Source organism: Cobetia sp. Ld8 (genome assembly GCF_045066615.1).
GTDB classification, from domain to species: Bacteria; Pseudomonadota; Gammaproteobacteria; order Pseudomonadales; family Halomonadaceae; genus Cobetia; species Cobetia amphilecti.
Genome location: NZ_JBISHF010000007.1, coordinates 583,293 through 599,553 on the forward strand (window position 1 = coordinate 583,293; position 16,261 = coordinate 599,553).

Annotated in this window: 12 protein-coding genes; 3 read left to right on the forward strand and 9 right to left on the reverse strand. The window is 63.8% G+C overall.

Annotation, left to right across the window (positions count from 1 at the left end; translation table 11 throughout):
* Nucleotides 1-25: 25 nt before the first annotated feature.
* The 8 genes from ACJJV2_RS07340 to ACJJV2_RS07375 form a co-directional block, all read right to left on the reverse strand.
* Nucleotides 26-1,336: an AGE family epimerase/isomerase gene (locus ACJJV2_RS07340; protein WP_405279514.1), complete on the reverse strand. Its 1,311-nt coding sequence runs from the start codon at nucleotides 1,334-1,336 to the stop codon at nucleotides 26-28.
* Nucleotides 1,336-2,679 (reverse strand): MGH1-like glycoside hydrolase domain-containing protein, encoded by a 1,344-nt coding sequence (locus tag ACJJV2_RS07345; protein WP_405279517.1) that lies wholly within the window; start codon nucleotides 2,677-2,679, stop codon nucleotides 1,336-1,338. The genes ACJJV2_RS07340 and ACJJV2_RS07345 overlap by 1 nt, the downstream gene beginning before the upstream one ends.
* Nucleotides 2,680-2,746: 67 nt before the next feature.
* A complete protein-coding gene (locus tag ACJJV2_RS07350) occupies nucleotides 2,747-3,781 on the reverse strand; it encodes an ABC transporter ATP-binding protein (RefSeq protein ID WP_107334666.1) in 1,035 nt (344 codons plus the stop codon).
* A 101-nt stretch (nucleotides 3,782-3,882) separates the two neighbouring features.
* Entirely contained in the window at nucleotides 3,883-4,800 is a 918-nt protein-coding gene (locus ACJJV2_RS07355) for a carbohydrate ABC transporter permease (protein ID WP_199852322.1), read from the reverse strand.
* Nucleotides 4,800-5,648, reverse strand: a complete 849-nt coding sequence (locus ACJJV2_RS07360; RefSeq protein WP_043334942.1) for a carbohydrate ABC transporter permease — start codon at nucleotides 5,646-5,648, stop codon at nucleotides 4,800-4,802. The genes ACJJV2_RS07355 and ACJJV2_RS07360 overlap by 1 nt, the downstream gene beginning before the upstream one ends.
* A gap of 205 nt (nucleotides 5,649-5,853) precedes the next feature.
* Nucleotides 5,854-7,122: an extracellular solute-binding protein gene (locus tag ACJJV2_RS07365; protein WP_405279522.1), complete on the reverse strand. Its 1,269-nt coding sequence runs from the start codon at nucleotides 7,120-7,122 to the stop codon at nucleotides 5,854-5,856.
* A gap of 143 nt (nucleotides 7,123-7,265) precedes the next feature.
* Nucleotides 7,266-8,267, reverse strand: a complete 1,002-nt coding sequence (locus ACJJV2_RS07370; RefSeq protein ID WP_054556976.1) for a substrate-binding domain-containing protein — start codon at nucleotides 8,265-8,267, stop codon at nucleotides 7,266-7,268.
* Between the two features lie 412 nt (nucleotides 8,268-8,679).
* On the reverse strand, nucleotides 8,680-10,071 hold the full coding sequence (locus tag ACJJV2_RS07375) for a sugar porter family MFS transporter (RefSeq protein ID WP_405279525.1): 1,392 nt from the start codon (nucleotides 10,069-10,071) through the stop codon (nucleotides 8,680-8,682).
* Between the two features lie 325 nt (nucleotides 10,072-10,396).
* On the opposite strand from ACJJV2_RS07375, the gene ACJJV2_RS07380 reads away from it, so the two are divergent.
* The 3 genes from ACJJV2_RS07380 to ACJJV2_RS07390 all read left to right on the forward strand — a co-directional run bounded on the left by ACJJV2_RS07380 (nucleotide 10,397) and on the right by ACJJV2_RS07390 (nucleotide 14,601).
* Nucleotides 10,397-11,287 carry an MBL fold metallo-hydrolase gene (locus ACJJV2_RS07380; protein ID WP_405279528.1) on the forward strand — a complete coding sequence of 297 codons (891 nt, stop codon included), beginning with the start codon at nucleotides 10,397-10,399 and terminating at the stop codon, nucleotides 11,285-11,287.
* Between the two features lie 106 nt (nucleotides 11,288-11,393).
* A complete protein-coding gene (locus tag ACJJV2_RS07385) occupies nucleotides 11,394-12,749 on the forward strand; it encodes an FAD/NAD(P)-binding oxidoreductase (protein ID WP_405279531.1) in 1,356 nt (451 codons plus the stop codon).
* Nucleotides 12,742-14,601, forward strand: coding sequence for a SulP family inorganic anion transporter (locus ACJJV2_RS07390; RefSeq protein ID WP_405279533.1), 1,860 nt, complete (start codon nucleotides 12,742-12,744; stop codon nucleotides 14,599-14,601). The genes ACJJV2_RS07385 and ACJJV2_RS07390 overlap by 8 nt, the downstream gene beginning before the upstream one ends.
* Nucleotides 14,602-14,714: 113 nt before the next feature.
* Here the strand turns inward: ACJJV2_RS07390 and ACJJV2_RS07395 are convergent, their stop codons facing one another.
* Nucleotides 14,715-16,172 (reverse strand): aldehyde dehydrogenase family protein, encoded by a 1,458-nt coding sequence (locus tag ACJJV2_RS07395; RefSeq protein ID WP_405280715.1) that lies wholly within the window; start codon nucleotides 16,170-16,172, stop codon nucleotides 14,715-14,717.
* Nucleotides 16,173-16,261 lie beyond the last annotated feature (89 nt).

The following is a 16,261-nucleotide window of genomic DNA, read 5'->3' on the forward strand; positions in this document are numbered from 1 at the left end:
CCGCCATTCACGGCCCGGCGGGCAATCAGTCGCGGGTGATCACGCGCAACAGCTCATGGCAGGCGCCGAGGCTGTGATAGTCACACTTGGCACCCGGCGAGCTCTTCAGGTCATCGAAGCGCTGGTTGTCGGCATTCAAAAGGCGATACCAGGCACCGTGCTGGTGATCGATGAAGTGCTGCCAGGCGTAGCCCCACAGGCGCTCGTACCACTCGGCGTAGTGTGAATCGCCGGTGGCCTCGTGCAGCAGCGCCGCGGCCACCAGGCTCTCGGCCTGCACCCAGAAGTACTTGTCGTCGTCGCAGATGGTGCCATCCGGCGCGAAGCCGTAGTAGATGCCGCCGCGTTCGCTGTCCCAGGCCAGATCCAAGGCGGTATCGAACAGACGCTGCGCGGTCGGCAGCAGCCAGTCGTCATCGCGATGACGCTTGAGCATCAGCAACAGCTTGGCCCATTCCGTCAGGTGACCCGGCTGGAAGCCCCACGGACGGTAGAGGTTCTTGGGGTCGTCGCGGTTGTAGTCCCAGTCGACGTTCCAGTCGCGATCGTAATGCTCCCAGATCAGGCCATCGGCCTTGGCGGCCTGACGCTGACAGATGTTGCTGGCCAGGGTCATGGCCCGCTCCAGATAGTGCGCCTCGTCGGTGGCTTCGAAGGCGGCCAGCATGGCTTCACAGGCATGCATGTTGGCGTTCTGGCCACGGTAGTCGGACAGCGTCTGCCAATCGGCGCTGGCCTCGTCGGCATAGAGCCCCGCCTCTGGCGACCAGAACTTGTCTTCCATCAGCGCACGGGTCTCCTCGAGCCAACCGCGAGCCTCCTCGATGCCGGCGCGCCAGGCCGTCGCATAGGCCAGCATCACGAACGCCAGGCCGTAGCACTGGTTGGTGTGGTCCGCCTCGCCTTGCTCGCTCAGCGACCACAGATAGCCACCGGTCTGCGGATCGAGATGGACATCGCGCAGGTAGTCGATGCCATGACGGGTCGCGGCCAGACACTGCTCATCACCGCTGCGCAGATATTCCATCGCGAAGTTGAAGACCATCCGCGTGCTGCTGACCAGATGTCGCGCCGCGGGCGCATACACCTTGCCGTCGTCGCGCCAGGCCTGGAAGTAGCCACCGCGCTCATGGTCTACCGCCTTGGGCAGATAGAAGTCCATGATCGAGCGGATATGCTCACCCAGAAAGCCGCGGCTGGCGAACGTTGCCGGCATGGGCGGTACTGCCTGGCGTGACAGCGGTGCCTTTTGCGGTGCCTGCATCAGTGGAGAGGCTTGTTGAGGCTGTTGTTGAGACTGTTGTTGAGACTGCTGCTGAGAGGCGTGCTGAGTCATCAGGAAGCCTCCACGACGCCGGCTGCCGCCTTGCTGGCAGTGAAGCTCTCCAGCGGGTTGAGCCAGTAGAGGTCCATCGCCGCGGTCCAGGAGAAGTCGCGGCCGCCACAGCCTTCGCCGGTCACCGAGTTGAAGTACTCGTAGTAGCCGGCAGCCTCGATGCACTTCTGGCTGGCCTGCTTGATCTGGTCGGCCTCGCGGGACATGTCATATTCCTCGCAGCCGATGGCCAGCATCCAGTTGATGTGCAGCCAGCTCGGTCCGCGCCAGTAACGCTTCGGCTCGAAGCGGGTGCTTTCAGGATGGGTGGAGGCGACACCGAAGGGCGCCTGTTCCAGCCATTCCTCGAGCAGACCGCCCATGCGCTGCGCCTGGGCGCCGCTGGCGACACCGGCGAACAGCGGCAGAATGCCGGCGGTGGTGACGTGCTCCAGCAGCACGTTGGCACGCGCATCGCGGCTCAGGAAGCAGCCCAGCTCATCGCTCCACAGCGCCTGCACGCCTTCCTCGGTGCGCGCCAGCGACTGCTTGAGGCTGAAGAGCGCCTCGCCGTGGGTGTTGACCAGGCCCAGACCGGCGGCATCCTCTTCGCACAGCGCGATCAGGTCGCGCGTGCCACGGTGCAGGATGGAGATCAGGCTGATGTCCTCGACGCGGTACGGGCAGTCGCGATACAGCACCTCGGCGTCGTGCTCGTTCTGCTGGAAGAACTTCACCAGATAGATGTAGCGATCATATTCATACTTGTGCGGGCGCTCGGACGGATCGACCAGCCCGGTATCGCGACGCACGTATTCGGCATCGACCGGCGGCACGCCAGCCAGCGGGCCATCCCACTGGGGGCTATTGTCCATGCCCGATTCCCACGGGTGATAGCTGCACACGCGGCCGGTGTGTTCCGGATCACGATCGCGGTAGAACCACAGGTGGTAGCGGATGACGCCAGGCAGGGTGGCGGCCAGTTTTTCCTCGGCAAGCCGGCGATCACGGCCTTCCTCAAACAGCAGTTTTATGACGCTGGCCAGCACCGGCGGCTGGGAGATGGCGCTGGTCGACGGGCTATGCTTGACGCCCCAGACTTCCGGCCCCGGGAAGTAGGTTTCCGCATCACCGTGGAAGACGATATGCGGCACCATGCCGTTGTCCCACTGACCTTCCAGCAGGCGCTCGACCTCACGCCAGGCACGCGCCTCGTCACCGGCGGCCAGCCAGCCCAGCGCGGTGATGGCGGCGTCCCAGTTCCACTGGAAGGGATAGAGGCCACGCGTGGGCACGGTATAGCCGCCCAGGTCGTTGAGCTTGAGAACGTCGTGAGCGCTGAGCGCGTCGAGCTTGGCATTCATGTGAGTCGGCTCCGTTCGGGATGAAAGCTTTGGGCTGAAAGGTTGGGTAGAGAGGGGGCGGGGTGCCTTACGCCGACATCAGGTGGCCGCTGTGGTCGTAGAAGCGCACCTTTTCGGCCAGCGGGCGGATGTGGATGTCGCTGCCATTGCCGACATCGAGATCACTCGGCACGTTGACGCGAATCATCTCGTCGCCGAAACGCGCGGTCAGCTGCTTGTGCGATCCCAGCAATTCCGAGACCAGTACGCGCACCGGGGCGAAGTTCTCGGTGGGCTCGAAGCGCACCTCGAAGTCCTCGGGGCGGATACCGCACTTGTGCACCTGCTGGCTCGACTGCTCGGGGCGGGTCGGGTGATTCCAGCGCGCATCCGGCGGGATGAAGTTCATCGGCGGGTTGCCGATGAAGCTGCCGACGAATTCGGTCGCCGGGTAGTGGTAGATCTCGGAGGGCGGCGCGTACTGCTCTATCTGGCCACCCTTCATGACCGCGATACGGTCCGCCAGGCTCATGGCCTCGACCTGGTCATGGGTCACGTAGATGGTGGTAGTGTCGGAGGCGGCGAGAATGGTCTTGAGCTCGGCGCGCATCTCCAGACGCAGCAGGGCATCCAGATTCGACAGCGGCTCATCCATCAGCAGCACTTCCGGCTCCATCGCCAGGGCGCGCGCGACCGCGACCCGCTGACGCTGACCGCCGGAGAGCTGACCGGAGTAGTGATCGAGGCGGTCCTCGATATGCATCAGTGCGGCGGTTTCCTTCACCTTGCGCTGGATATGCGCCTCGCTGTCCTTGCGCACGCGCAGGCCGAAGGCGATGTTCTCCGCCACGGTCATGTGCGGGAAGACGGCGTAGTTCTGGAACACCATCGCGATGCGACGATCGCGCGGTGCCAGCGAGGTGATCTCACGCTCGCCGATGCGGATCGAGCCGCTGCTCTCGTATTCCAGCCCCGCGATGATGCGCAGCAGGGTGGACTTGCCGCAGCCGGACGGGCCGAGCAGCACGGTGAATTCCTTGTCGCGGATCTCGAGATCGATGGACTTGAGGATTTCCTGCTTGCCGAACTGCTTGCGTACGGCGCTGATTTGGATGGCTGACATGGTCTGACTCCTTTGATCGAGAGCGGCGGCGAGGAAGTGAACTCGCTTGCGAGAGACGATGAAGATCGCCGCCGGTCATTGGCCTGATGAGCGGGCGTACGTTAGCGGTTGGAAATGCCCCACATGCTGAACAGGTACTTCCTGATCGCGAACAGGAACAGCAGCGCCGGAACGACCAGAATCAGACCACCGGCATATTTGATCTCGGCAGGTGACTCGGAAAGGCTCTGCACCAGGAAGGCGGTCAGGGTGCGGTTCTCGACGGTGAGAATCGCCGAGGCGAACACCTCGTTCCACGAGATCACGAAGGCGAACACGGCCGAGGCGGTGATGCCCGGCGCGGCCAGCGGCAGCACCACGCGGCGGAAGGCCTGCCAGCGGTTGCAGCCCATCAGCCAGGCGGCTTCCTCGAGTTCCACCGGAATGCCCATGAACAGGCTCGAGGTGATCAGCACCGCAAACGGCAGTGCCAGGGTGGCGTGCACCATCGCCAGACCCAGGATGGAGTCATCGATGCCGACCTGGATGAAGATGACGGCCAGCGGCAGCGCCAGCAGCGGCATCGGGAAGGCCCGCGACAGGATGATGATCATGCGGTAAGCATTCATGCCCGGGAACACGAAGCGGGCCAGTGCATAGCCTGCCGGTGCGCCGAGCACGATGGCGATCACCATGGTGAAGACGGCGGCCAGCAGCGAGTTGCCCAGCGCGCTGATCACGCCCTGGTAGTGCCAGAAGAAGTCGAGGGTCTCGAAGCTCAGCGCCGGGGTCAGGGTCTTGGGCCAGCCGGTGATCTGCTCCGGCGTGCTGACGCTGTTGAGCATCAGCAGGGCGATGGGCACCAGCACCCACAGCACCAGGATCGAGACACCAGCCCGGAACAGCCATTTCCAGGCCATGTCATTGCGACGAGGCTTGTGGGCGGTCTGCGCCACCTGGTTTGAGGAGTCGGCGGAGGAGGCGCTTGCGCGTGACGAAAGCGATGACGGCATGACGGCCTCGGAAGAAGAGGATTTCATCAGCGGGCCTCCTTCGGCACATTGAGGAACTTGATGTAGAAGCCGGTGATGACCACCGAGATCAGCATGATCAACACCGCGTAGGCTGCAGCGGCACCTGTCTGCTGGTAGAGGAACTGCCAGTCGAAGGTCTCGCTCATCAGTACCGGCATGTCACTGCCGCCCAGCATCATCACCACCGCGAAGACCTCGAGTGCCAGCAGGGTGCGCAGAATCAGTGCCGACTGGATGCTGGGACGCAGCATCGGCAGGGTGATCTTCCACAGGCGCTGCCAGTAGCTGGCGCCGAACACCTGACCGGCCTCGTCATATTCCTTGGGGATCAGCCCCATGCCTGATACCAGGATCACCAGCACGATGGCGGTACCGCGCCAGATCTCGGCGACCACCACGGCCAGGAACAGCGCGAAGGCATTCTGATAGTTGAGCCAGGACGCCGGCGCATCGATCACGCTGACCGCGCTCAGGAAGCTATTGAGGAAGCCGAACTGCTCGAGGATCGCCAGCCAGATGATGCCGGCGGCCAGATCGGAGATGCCCAGCGGGATGGTCCAGATGTAGAGGATGCTGTCGCGGCCCTTGTTCATCTTGGTAACCATCAGCGCCATGCCGATGGCCAGCACCAGCTGCAGCGGCACCACGACCCCGGTCAGCAGCAGGGTGTTCTTGAGTGACGGCCAGAAGTTGAAGTCCTGATAGATGCGTGTGAAGTTGGCCAGGCCCACGTTGCCGTCACTGCTGGTGAAGGCCTCGGCGAAGATCTGGATGAACGGATAGAGAAAGAAGGCACCCATGAACAGCAGGCTGGGGGCGATCAGGTAATAAGGTAGCCAGCGATCGTGCTTCATCTTTGCTCACCTTTGGCGTTGTTGTGATGGCTTGTCGGAATGGTTTGGTGGCACCGGGTCGGCATGACAGGGGTTGGCGTTCCGTCATGGCGACCCGTCGGGGGGTGCCGTTGCTGCTGCTGTGTTGCGAGTAATGCGTGTGTGGCGAGTGCTGCTGCTGTTGCGAGTGTTGCGTTCTTGAGTGTTGCGTTCTGACGCCAGCGGCTTACTTGACCGGGCAGGGGCCGTCGCTGGGCGTATCCGGGAGCCAGCAGCCTGCGCCTGATGTGTTGATCAGCGTCTGCAGGCGCGGAGCGAGGATATCCAGCGTCTCCTCGATGTCGGCGTCGCGCAGTACGATCTGCACGAAGGCATCGCGATAGATCTTGTTGAACAGGCCCGACTGCTGGCCCAGGCCGCTGGGCAGCAGCGAGAGCACGGCGTCATCGGCGGAGGACTGGGCCGCGACCGCCTTGCCGGACATGCGAATGCTGGCGGGCAGGTCATCGGGCAGTTCAGCCTCCACCACCGGGAAGAAGTTGGTGGCCCGCAGGGTGCGAATCTGGGCTTCCGGCGTCATCAGATAGCGGATCAGCTTGCGCGAGGCATCGGGATTCGTGGCATTGGCGGGGACTGCCAGACCGGCGACCACCGGCATGTAGCCGCGTCCGCTGGGGCCGGCAGGGGCCGGGAAGGCCACGTACTGATCCGGCTGCTTGTTGAAGGCATCCTTCAAGCGCGCGGTGTGATCGAAGGCGACCCACACCTCGCCATTGAGCAGCGGTTCCTGCATGAAGCCGTAGGCGGTGGAGCGCGGATTGGTCACCGCCCAGATCTCGCGGAACTTCTGCCACATGGTCACGGCGTCATCGCTGCGGAACTCACGCACCACCGAGTGGGTGAAGGACGGGTAGAGATAGCCTTCCAGGAAGCGGTGGATCAGCCCCTTGCGACCGGCCGGGAAGCCCAGCTTGGGGCTGCCGGTGGCCTCCTGCATGTTGCGGCCCCAGGCCAGCAGCTCGTCATAGCTCAGTGCGTTCAGGTCAGCGCCTTCGGGCAGGTAGGGCAGCGCCTTGCGGTTGGCGGCCATGATGTAGGTCGCCTGCATCCACGGAATGTAGCGCTGCTGGTCGCCGCCCAGCTTGCCCAGTGTCATGTACTGTTGGCTGATGCCCGTGTCCGCAAGCGAGCCTTGCAGGTCATCCAGCGGCGCCAGAATGCTGGGCGTCAGCGACCCCAGTTCGCCGTGCAGCCCGCCGAGCAGATCCAGCGCGCCATCAGGGCTGGTCTTCTCGGCCTCGAGACGCGACAGGAAGGTGCCCGTCTCCTGCGGCATGTAATTGATGGCCTCGGCGTAGGGTGCCAGCGCGATCTCGCGCATCTGCTGGGCCTCTTCCAGCGGTCTGGCCTGGGTGCTGAAGAAGGTGATGTCAGCGAGGGCGGACGTACTGCCCAGCAGCGCCAGCAAAGCGAGGGCGGTTGGCATCTTGCGCATGGAGGTCTCCCCGGTCGGGTGTTGTTTTTCTGGCGTCACGCTGACCACGTTCTGGCGATGGCATTTTCAGATCAGGCGTTTTGCGGTCAGGCATCTGGCGTCGTGAGGTCAGTCGATGGTCCTGTGTGCTCAGGCATGTGTGCTCAGGCAGTGGTATCGCGCAGCAGCAGGTCGTAATCGAAGCAGCGATGGCGTGGCGCGCCATCCTGCGGTGCCAGCACCAGTTCGATCAGCGCCTGACTGACGGTCTCGAACGAGATGTCCAGAGTGCTGAGGCTGGGCTGGCGGTACATCTGCGGCGGCAGGTTATCGGCGCCTATGATGGCGATGTCCTCGCCGGGTGTATGGCCGCAGGCACTGACCGCTTCCATCACGCCGTAGGCGAAGATGTCGCTGGCACACACGAAGGCGGTGGGGGCGTTGGCCCCGGACAGCGCTTCATGGGCGACCTGATAGGCGCTGGCATAGCCGTGCGGGCAATGGCGCGAGCTGGGCGCGAGGCCGGCGTCGTGCATCGCCTGCAGATAGCCGGTCTCACGTTCGACGGCGGTATAGAGATCGCTGAAGAAGTTGAGGAACAGGATGTTGCGATGGCCCAGGCCAATCAGGTGGCGGGTGGCGCGCATGAAACCGTCGGCGGCATTGATGTCGACCCAGTCGTGCTCGCTGGCACGGCCGGTACGACCGTGAGTGACGAAGGGGATGCCGCTGTCGAGCAGGAAGTCGACGCGCGGGTCCTGAATGCGGGTACGGGCCACCACGAAGGAATCGACCTTGCCGCCATCGATGAAGCGCTTGTAGGTGTCCAGCTCGTCGCGGTCCTCGGGCACCGTGGTGACGATGAGGTCATGTTCCGGTGCGGCGTCGTGCAGCGCCTGGCCCAGCGCGACCAGCAGGCGGGTGTTGAACTGATCACGAAAGTCGCCCTGGGCGCCGTTCATGATGTAGCCCACCGAGGAGGTGCGGCCTGTCTTCAGGCGGCGTGCGCTCTGATTGGGCTTGTAGCCCACTTCACTGGCGTAGGCCTGCACCCGCTCACGGGTCGTGGCGCTGACATCTTCGAATCCGCCCAATGCCCGCGAGACCGTCGTAACTGACAGGCCCAGCTGGCTGGCGAGATGCTTGAGTGTGATGTTCGGCGGCATGGCACTTTTCCTTTGCGGTAACTGTGAGCGGAAACCGTTACCCGAAACGTTTCGGAAGCGATCTTTTCACTGTTTTGATTAGCTTGGCAAGAATGACGAGACCAAAGAATATATCCGTAATAATCCCGACATATGGCGCTGAAAATCGCCGCTCAGGCTGGCGATTGAGCCGGCGACGATACCACGCTATTTGCACGTAGCGATCTGGCGCACGTCAGCGCAGGAGCAGGGGCAGCAAGCCATGTGCGTTGTGGGTAGTGGAGCCGCTCTCATGTCGTGAGGCGACGCTCGGCGGGGGCTCCTGACGGGCATGGCTGCCAGAGCCACAAACGCCGACACCCCGCACAGGGCGGGGTGTCGGCGTCTGGAGAGCGATGTTGAGTCAGGCTTCAAAGCCCAATCGTCAAGAGCCTCAGTTGCCCTGTGGCGCGAGTGCCGCGGCCTGTTCCTGCTCCTTCTCCTTGCGCGAAGGGCGGATCAGACGGCCCTGCAGGTCCTCAAGCGAGACACCCTTGGTCTCGGGCATGAAGAACAGCACGAACACCAGTTGCAGCAGCATCATGACGGCGAAGAAGGCAAACACCGGCCCGCCGCTGAAGTGGCTGAGGATGGTCGGCATCAGCAGCGCGATCAGCGCCGCGAAGATCCAGTGCACGGAGCTACCGAAGGACTGGCCCATGGCGCGTACCTTGTTGGGGAATATCTCGGAGATGAACACCCAGATCACTGTGCCCTGGCTCATGGCATGCGCCGCGATGAACACGCCAAGCAGCACCGGCACGCCATAGCCGCCCATGGCGGAGAAGTCCTCGAGATGGAAGGCCCAGGCGATCAGGCACAGTGACACCAGATAGCCGGCAGAGCCGATCTTGATCAGGGTGCGGCGCCCCAGCTTGTCGATCAGCGACATGCCCAGCAGGGTGAAGACCAGGTTGATCACCCCGATGCCCGCCGTCGAGAGCAGGGCGGCACTCGCTTCCAGCTGCGCCTCGGCCAGAATGCGCGGCGCGTAATAGATGATGAAGTTGATGCCGGACAGCTGATTGAAGGCCGCGATCAGGAAGGCGAACAGCACCGGCAGACGATAGCGCCAGGCGAACAGACGGGTGTGCTGCTTGGCACTCTCCTCGCTCTCGGTGCCGGGGATGATGGCGATTTCCTCGGCGATGTCGGCCTTGGGGTTGATCAGCGCGATGATCTCGGCGGCGGCCGCCTCATCGTTGCGCTTGAGGATCAACCAGCGCGGGCTGCGCGGTACCTTGCAGATCATCAACAGATAGAGCGCGGCCGGCACGGCTTCCACGCCCAGCATCCAGCGCCAGTTCTCACCGTCGATGAAGCCGATGAAGTAGTTGGAGACGAAGGCGATCAGGATCCCGAAGACGATATTGAACTGATAGAGCCCGACCAGCGCACCACGCCGCTTGCGCGGTGCGATTTCCGAGATGTAGATAGGCGCCGCGACGGACGAGGCCCCCACACCCAGCCCGCCCAGCAGGCGGAAGAACGAGAACACATAAGGGTCAGTGGCCAGCGCCGACCCCAGCGCCGAGACCAGATAGAGGATACCGATGCCGATCAGCGTGGCGCGGCGCCCGAAGCGATCGGTCGGCCAGTTGCCGAAGATGGCGCCGATCACGGTGCCCCACAGGGCCATCGACATGATGATGAGGCCGTGGTTGAGATCGCTCAGACCCCATTGGCTCTGCAGTGAGGTATCCGCCCCCGAGATGACGGCGGTATCGAAACCGAACAGGAAGCCGGCGAGGGCAACCGTGATCGACCATTGAAGTATTCGTGACATGGTGTAGCTCGTCCAATGAGGGCTAGGGTAAGTGACAGCAACTTGTGAAACTTAATCGTTCAAGATTGTATGGCTGAATCGTGTCACCGCGCAATGTCAGCATAGCGTGTGCGATTCTTTCTATCAGCTATACCTTATGGTGAAAGGCATTTCGCTGAGGGATGTCGCTCATCGCCTATTCGGAAATTCAATAGCTAGAACAATAGGTTATTGAAAATGCCTTATTGTTATTCTTTATAGTTTTAACGTTATTCTTTTTTGCGTTGTTGCCGCTGCAGGCGTAGGCTTGAGGCATCAATCCTTGAGCGAAGCAGGAGGTCGAAAGATGGCAACCTCAACACAGCGCCCCCAGGTCGAGAGCTTCTTCGACGAAGATAGCAACACCTTCACGCACCTGGTGCGCGACCCGCAGTCCCGCCAGTGCGCGATCATCGATCCCGTGCTCGACTTCGATTATCCCGCAGGCCACACCAGCACCCGCACTGCGGATGCCTTGCTTGCGCATATCGAGGCCGAGTCCCTCGAGGTGGCGTGGATTCTCGAGACCCACGTTCACGCCGACCATCTATCGGCGGCCGCCTATCTGAAAGGCAAGCTGGATTGCCAGCTGGCGATCGGGGCGCGCATACGCGAAGTGCAGGACATCTTTGCCGATATCTTCGCCGCCGAGGCGGGCTTCGCGCGTGATGGCCGCCAGTTCGATCGCTTGCTGGAAGAGGGCGACAGCCTGGCGATCGGGGGGCTTGAATGCCGCGTGCTGCATACGCCGGGCCATACGCCGGCCTGCGTGAGCTACGTGATCGGCGACGCCGTCTTCGTCGGCGATACCCTGTTCATGCCCGATTACGGCACTGCGCGCTGCGATTTCCCCGGCGGCGATGCGCGTACGCTGTATCGCTCGATTCACAAGGTGCTCTCGCTTGCGGATAGCACACGCATCTTCCTGTGCCATGATTATTCGGCCGAAGGGCGTGAAGGCTTCTGCTGCCAGACGTCGGTGGGTGAGCAGCGTGAGCACAATATCCATGTGCATGACGGCATCGATGAGCAGGCCTTCGTCGACATGCGTACCAAGCGTGATGCCGGTCTTGGCATGCCGCGTCTGATGCTGCCGGCGGTGCAGGTGAACATGCGTGCCGGCCAGATGCCGCCGGCGGAAGACAATGGTCGCGCCTATCTCAAGATTCCGCTCAACCTGCCGTTTGATCAGCTGTGATGGCTGCCATTCCGGCAGGGAGTATGTCCAGGCGCTTTGCCTATGTAGCTTGCTTACGTAATTTTGTGACTCAAATGGACGAATTTCCGCGATGGGAGCCTTATCGATGAGCCAGAGCACGCCACAGACCCCGCCAGTTTCGGATTCTGCAACGACGCCTTGTGACAATCAGGGGGCTGATTCGGCCACCGAAGCGACCCGCGCCGCCAATCACCGCCTGGCACCCAACGCCCACAAGGTGGTGATCATCGGTGGCGGGGCCGGCGGAATCGCGGTGGCGGCCAGTCTGCTCAAGCGCCAGCCGGGCATGGACATCGCCATCGTCGAACCCGCTGAGCAGCATAGCTATCAGCCGGGCTGGACGATGGTCGGTGGCGGCATCTTCACGCCGGAATTCACGCGCAAGCCGATGCACTCGGTGATGCCCAAGGGCGTGCACTGGTATCGCGATACGGCCACCGGCATCGATGCCGAGGCGCATGAAGTCACGCTCGGCAATGGCCATCGCCTGCGCTACGAGCGTCTGGTGATCGCCATCGGGCTGGAGCTGGACTGGGGCGCCATCGACGGGCTGGAGGAGACGCTGGGCGAAAATGGCGTCACCTCCAACTATCGCTATGATCTCGCGCCTTATACCTGGCAGCTGGTGCAGACCCTCAAGGGCGGCAAGGCGCTGTTCACCCAGCCGCCGATGCCCATCAAGTGCGCCGGTGCGCCGCAGAAGGCGATGTATCTGGCCTGCGATCACTGGCAGCGCGAGAACGTGCTGTCGCAGCTCGAGGTCAGCTTCCACAACGCCGGCGGCGTGATGTTCGGCGTGCCGGCCTACGTGCCGGCGCTGGAAGAGGCGGTCGCGGGCTATGGCATCGATGTCAGGTTCCATCAGCGGCTGGTCGCGGTGGATGGCGAGACGCAGACGGCACGCTTCGAGGTGCCGGCAGCCGAGGAGGGCGGCGAGCCGCAGATCGTCGAGCAGGCCTTCGATATGCTGCATGTGGTGCCGCCGCAGAAGGCACCGGCGTTGATCGCACAATCCGGGCTGGCCAACGCCGCAGGCTGGCTGGATCTCGAGCCCGAGACCCTGCAGCACATGAGCCATCCCGACATCTTCGGGCTGGGCGATGTCAGCGGTACCTCGAATGCCAAGACCGCCGCGGCGGTGCGCAAGCAGTCCCCCGTGGTGGTCCAGAACCTGCTGGCCACGCTGACCGGTGGCGCGCTCACGGCGGGCTATCGGGGCTATGGCTCCTGCCCGCTGACGGTGGAGAACGGCCGTATCGTGCTGGCGGAATTCGGCTACGGCGGTGAACTGCAGCCCACCTTCCCCAAGTGGGTCAATGATGGCACGCGCCCGACTCGCCTGGCCTGGCAGCTCAAGGCACGGGGTCTGCCGTTCATCTACTGGAACCTGCTGCTCAAGGGCCACGAATGGCTGGCGCGTCCGGCGTCACGCGATGTCTGAGCCGGTTCGAGAGGCAAGGGGGACGTCGTTTGCCCGCTGGCTGCCGCTGGCGGGTTGGCTTGCCCACTATGACCGCCACAGTCTCGGCCGTGATCTGCTGGCGGCGGTGATCGTCAGCGTCATGCTGGTGCCTCAGGCACTGGCCTATGCGCTGCTGGCGGGGTTGCCGGCGCAGGTCGGTCTCTACGCCAGCATGTTGCCGCTGGTGCTGTATGCGCTGTTCGGCACCAGCAGCACCCTGGCGGTGGGGCCGGTGGCGATCATCTCGCTGATGACGGCCTCGGCGATCGCGGGCATGAGCGGCGCCGATGGCGCGGCGCTCTCCACGCCCGAGATGCTGGCCGCCGCGCTGCTGCTGGCCTTTCTCTCCGGCGCGATGCTGATCGCCATGGGGCTGTTGCGCCTCGGAGTGCTGGTGAATTTCATCAGCCACCCGGTGATCTCGGGCTTCATGACCGCCTCGGGCATCCTGATCATCGCCAGTCAGCTCGGGCCGATCACTGGCCTGAGCCTGAGCGGCGGCAATCTGATCGCGATGGGCGAGTCGCTGTCGGCAGGCGAGCAAGGGCTTCATTGGCCGACACTCGCCATCGGGCTGGGCTGCCTGGCGTGGCTGATACTGGCACGCCGCCACCTCAAGCACGGCCTGATGGCCTTGCGAATGAGCGAGAGCGCGGCGGGCATGCTGTGCAAGACCACGCCGATCATCGCCGTCATCGTCTCCAGCCTGCTGGCCTGGGGGCTGAGCGGTCAGCTTGACCAGGGCCAGCTTGCTCAGGGCGAACAGCTTGAGCAGGGCGAGCGCGGCATGGCGCTGGTCGGGGCCGTGCCCGGCGGGCTGCCCGACCTCAGCCTGCCAAGCCTTGTCAGCCATGACTGGTCGGGGCTGCTGATCTCGGCACTCTTGATCAGCGTGGTCGGCTTCGTCGAATCGCTGGCGCTGGCCCAGACCCTCGCCGCACGGCGTCGTCAGCGCATCGACCCCGACAAGGAGCTGATCGCGCTGGGCGTCTCCAACATGGGCGCAGGCGTCAGCGGTGGCATGCCGATCTCGGGCGGGCTGTCGCGCTCGGTGGTCAACTTCGATGCCGGCGCCGCCACGCCCTTGGCGGGGGCCTTCACCGCCATCGGCATTCTGCTCGCCAGCCTGTGGCTGACCGACTGGCTGGCCTGGCTGCCGCGCGCGACGCTGGCGGCGATCATCATCGTCGCCACCACCAGCCTGATCGATATCGCGGCGATCAAGCGTACCTTCCGCTACTCGAAGGGTGACGGTGCGGCGCTGATGATCACGCTGATCATCACCCTCGCGCAGGGGGTGGAGAGCGGCATCATCGTCGGTATCGCCGTGTCGCTCGGGCTCTATCTCAAGCGCACCAGCCAGCCGCACAGTGCATTGGTCGGGCGCGTGCCGGGCAGCGAGCACTTTCGCAATGTCGAGCGCCATGAGGTGGAGACCGACCCCGAACTGGCGATTCTGCGCATCGACGAGAGCCTGTATTTCGCCAATGCGCGCTATCTGGAAGACACGGTGCTGGCGCTGATGGCCGAACGCCCCTCGCTCAAGCATCTGGTGCTGGCCTGTCAGGCGGTCAATCTGATCGACGCCTCGGCACTGGAAAGTCTGGAAGTCATCAATGAGCGCCTGAGCGCCGCTGGTGTGAAGCTGCACCTGAGTGAAGTGAAGGGCCCGGTGATGGACCGCCTCAAGTGCTCGGAGCTGCCAGCCAATCTCGGTGGCGACATCTACCTCAGCACCTTCGATGCCTGGCAGGCGCTGAGCATTCACGGCAGCCATTGCGGCCAGTCCTGCGCGCGGGACGGCATCAGCCAGACGGCGGCGGTCGGCTGATAGGGGAAGTCGCTGGTTTCAAGAAAGAGCCGTAAACGAAAACGCCCCGCCTCGGCAATCACCGAGGCGGGGCGTTTTCTTATCTGGTCACACAAGATGCTCAGTCAATACGTTCAATCAAGTGCTGGGCCGATGATGTGCTTGACCTCCAGATAGCCCGCCAGGCCCCAGGGGCCCAGCTCACGACCGATGCCGCTGCGCTTGAAGCCGCCCCAGCTGGCCTGCACCAGCGGTAGCTGCTCGCTGTTGTACCACACCACCCCGGCGCGCAGGCGACGGCCGATCTGCTGGGCGCGCCTGGCATCGCTGCTGACCACCGTGGCCACCAGCCCGAAATCACAGTCATTGGCGAGGCGGATCGCCTCGCCCTCATCGGCCACGCGGCGCGAGCACAGCACCGGCCCGAAGATCTCCTCACGCCACAGACGGCTTGTCACCGGCACATCGGTGTAAAGCGTCGGCGCCACGAAGTAGCCCTTGCTCGGCAGGCTGCGATGGGTGCCATCGCGCAGCGCCGTCAGGCCTTCCTCGCGCGCCACGTTCAGATAGCTCAGCACGGTGTCGCGCTGACGGGCACTGGTCATCGGGCCCATCTGGGCCGCGGCGTCCAGCGGGTCACCCAGCACCAGTGCATCGATGCGGCTGGCCAGTGCGGCGTGCAGCTCATCGGCGATGGCCTCGTGCACCAGCAGGCGCGAGGTGGCAGAGCAGATCTGACCGGCATTGAAGTAGATGCCCGCCATCACCCAGTCGGCGGCTTCCTCGACGTCGGCATCGTCGAGCACGATGATCGGCGACTTGCCGCCAAGCTCGAGAGAGACGCCGCGCGTGCCACAGGCCGCGGCCTGCATGACCTTCTCGCCGACCACATTGCTGCCGGTGAAGGAGATCTTGTCGATGCGCGGATGACGGGTCAGCGGCGCGCCGATGCCCTCGCCATCGCCGTGCAGCAGGTTGAACACGCCCGCCGGCAGTCCGGCTTCCAGCGCGATCTCGGCCATCACCTGCTCCTGCAGCGGCGTCACTTCAGATGGCTTGATCACCAAGGTGCAGCCCGCGGCGAGGGCCGGCGCGACCTTCCAGGCGCTGGTGACCAGCGGGAAGTTCCACGGCGTGATCAGTCCCACCACGCCTGCCGGCTCGTGATAGGTGCGCGCGGCAAAGCCTTCGACATCATGCGCGACTTCCGCGCCCTGACGCGCATCCAGCGCGCGTGCCTGGGCGGCGTAATAGCGGTAGCAGCCGATGGCGTCATCGAGATCGATCTCTGCCTCGGCGCGAATCTTGCCGTTGTTGCGACACGACATCTCCACCAGCGCTTCCCGGCGTGAGGTCAGCCCCTCGGCGAAGGCCTCCAGATAGACCGCACGCTCGGCGCCACTCAGTGCCTGCCAACCCTCGAAGGCCTCGGCGGCGGCCGCGACGGCGGCCTGTACATCACGCGCATCACCTGCCGTCACCTCGGCGATGACGGTCTCCTCGCAGGGATTGGTGACCGCCAGACGACGCTCGCCGTGGGACTTGATCCACTCGTTGTTGATGAACTGATGATCGAGCTTGTGCATGGACATTGTTGGCATGGACATTGTTGGCTTGGACATTTCTGGCATGTGAGTTCCTTGCCGCCTGCCACCTCAGGGTCACAGGCGGGCATTGTTCG

What these genes read in the sequence shown, in the direction of transcription:
- ACJJV2_RS07370 (WP_054556976.1), bottom strand. Translation starts at nt 8,267, where the DNA reads ATGCCGCCGAACATCACACTCAAGCATCTCGCCAGCCAGCTGGGCCTG.
- ACJJV2_RS07375 (WP_405279525.1), bottom strand. Translation starts at nt 10,071, where the DNA reads ATGTCACGAATACTTCAATGGTCGATCACGGTTGCCCTCGCCGGCTTC.
- ACJJV2_RS07365 (WP_405279522.1), bottom strand. Translation starts at nt 7,122, where the DNA reads ATGCGCAAGATGCCAACCGCCCTCGCTTTGCTGGCGCTGCTGGGCAGT.
- ACJJV2_RS07360 (WP_043334942.1), bottom strand. Translation starts at nt 5,648, where the DNA reads ATGAAGCACGATCGCTGGCTACCTTATTACCTGATCGCCCCCAGCCTG.
- ACJJV2_RS07395 (WP_405280715.1), bottom strand. Translation starts at nt 16,172, where the DNA reads ATGTCCATGCACAAGCTCGATCATCAGTTCATCAACAACGAGTGGATC.
- ACJJV2_RS07345 (WP_405279517.1), bottom strand. Translation starts at nt 2,679, where the DNA reads ATGAATGCCAAGCTCGACGCGCTCAGCGCTCACGACGTTCTCAAGCTC.
- ACJJV2_RS07350 (WP_107334666.1), bottom strand. Translation starts at nt 3,781, where the DNA reads ATGTCAGCCATCCAAATCAGCGCCGTACGCAAGCAGTTCGGCAAGCAG.
- ACJJV2_RS07390 (WP_405279533.1), top strand. Translation starts at nt 12,742, where the DNA reads ATGTCTGAGCCGGTTCGAGAGGCAAGGGGGACGTCGTTTGCCCGCTGG.
- ACJJV2_RS07355 (WP_199852322.1), bottom strand. Translation starts at nt 4,800, where the DNA reads ATGAAATCCTCTTCTTCCGAGGCCGTCATGCCGTCATCGCTTTCGTCA.
- ACJJV2_RS07385 (WP_405279531.1), top strand. Translation starts at nt 11,394, where the DNA reads ATGAGCCAGAGCACGCCACAGACCCCGCCAGTTTCGGATTCTGCAACG.
- ACJJV2_RS07380 (WP_405279528.1), top strand. Translation starts at nt 10,397, where the DNA reads ATGGCAACCTCAACACAGCGCCCCCAGGTCGAGAGCTTCTTCGACGAA.
- ACJJV2_RS07340 (WP_405279514.1), bottom strand. Translation starts at nt 1,336, where the DNA reads ATGACTCAGCACGCCTCTCAGCAGCAGTCTCAACAACAGTCTCAACAA.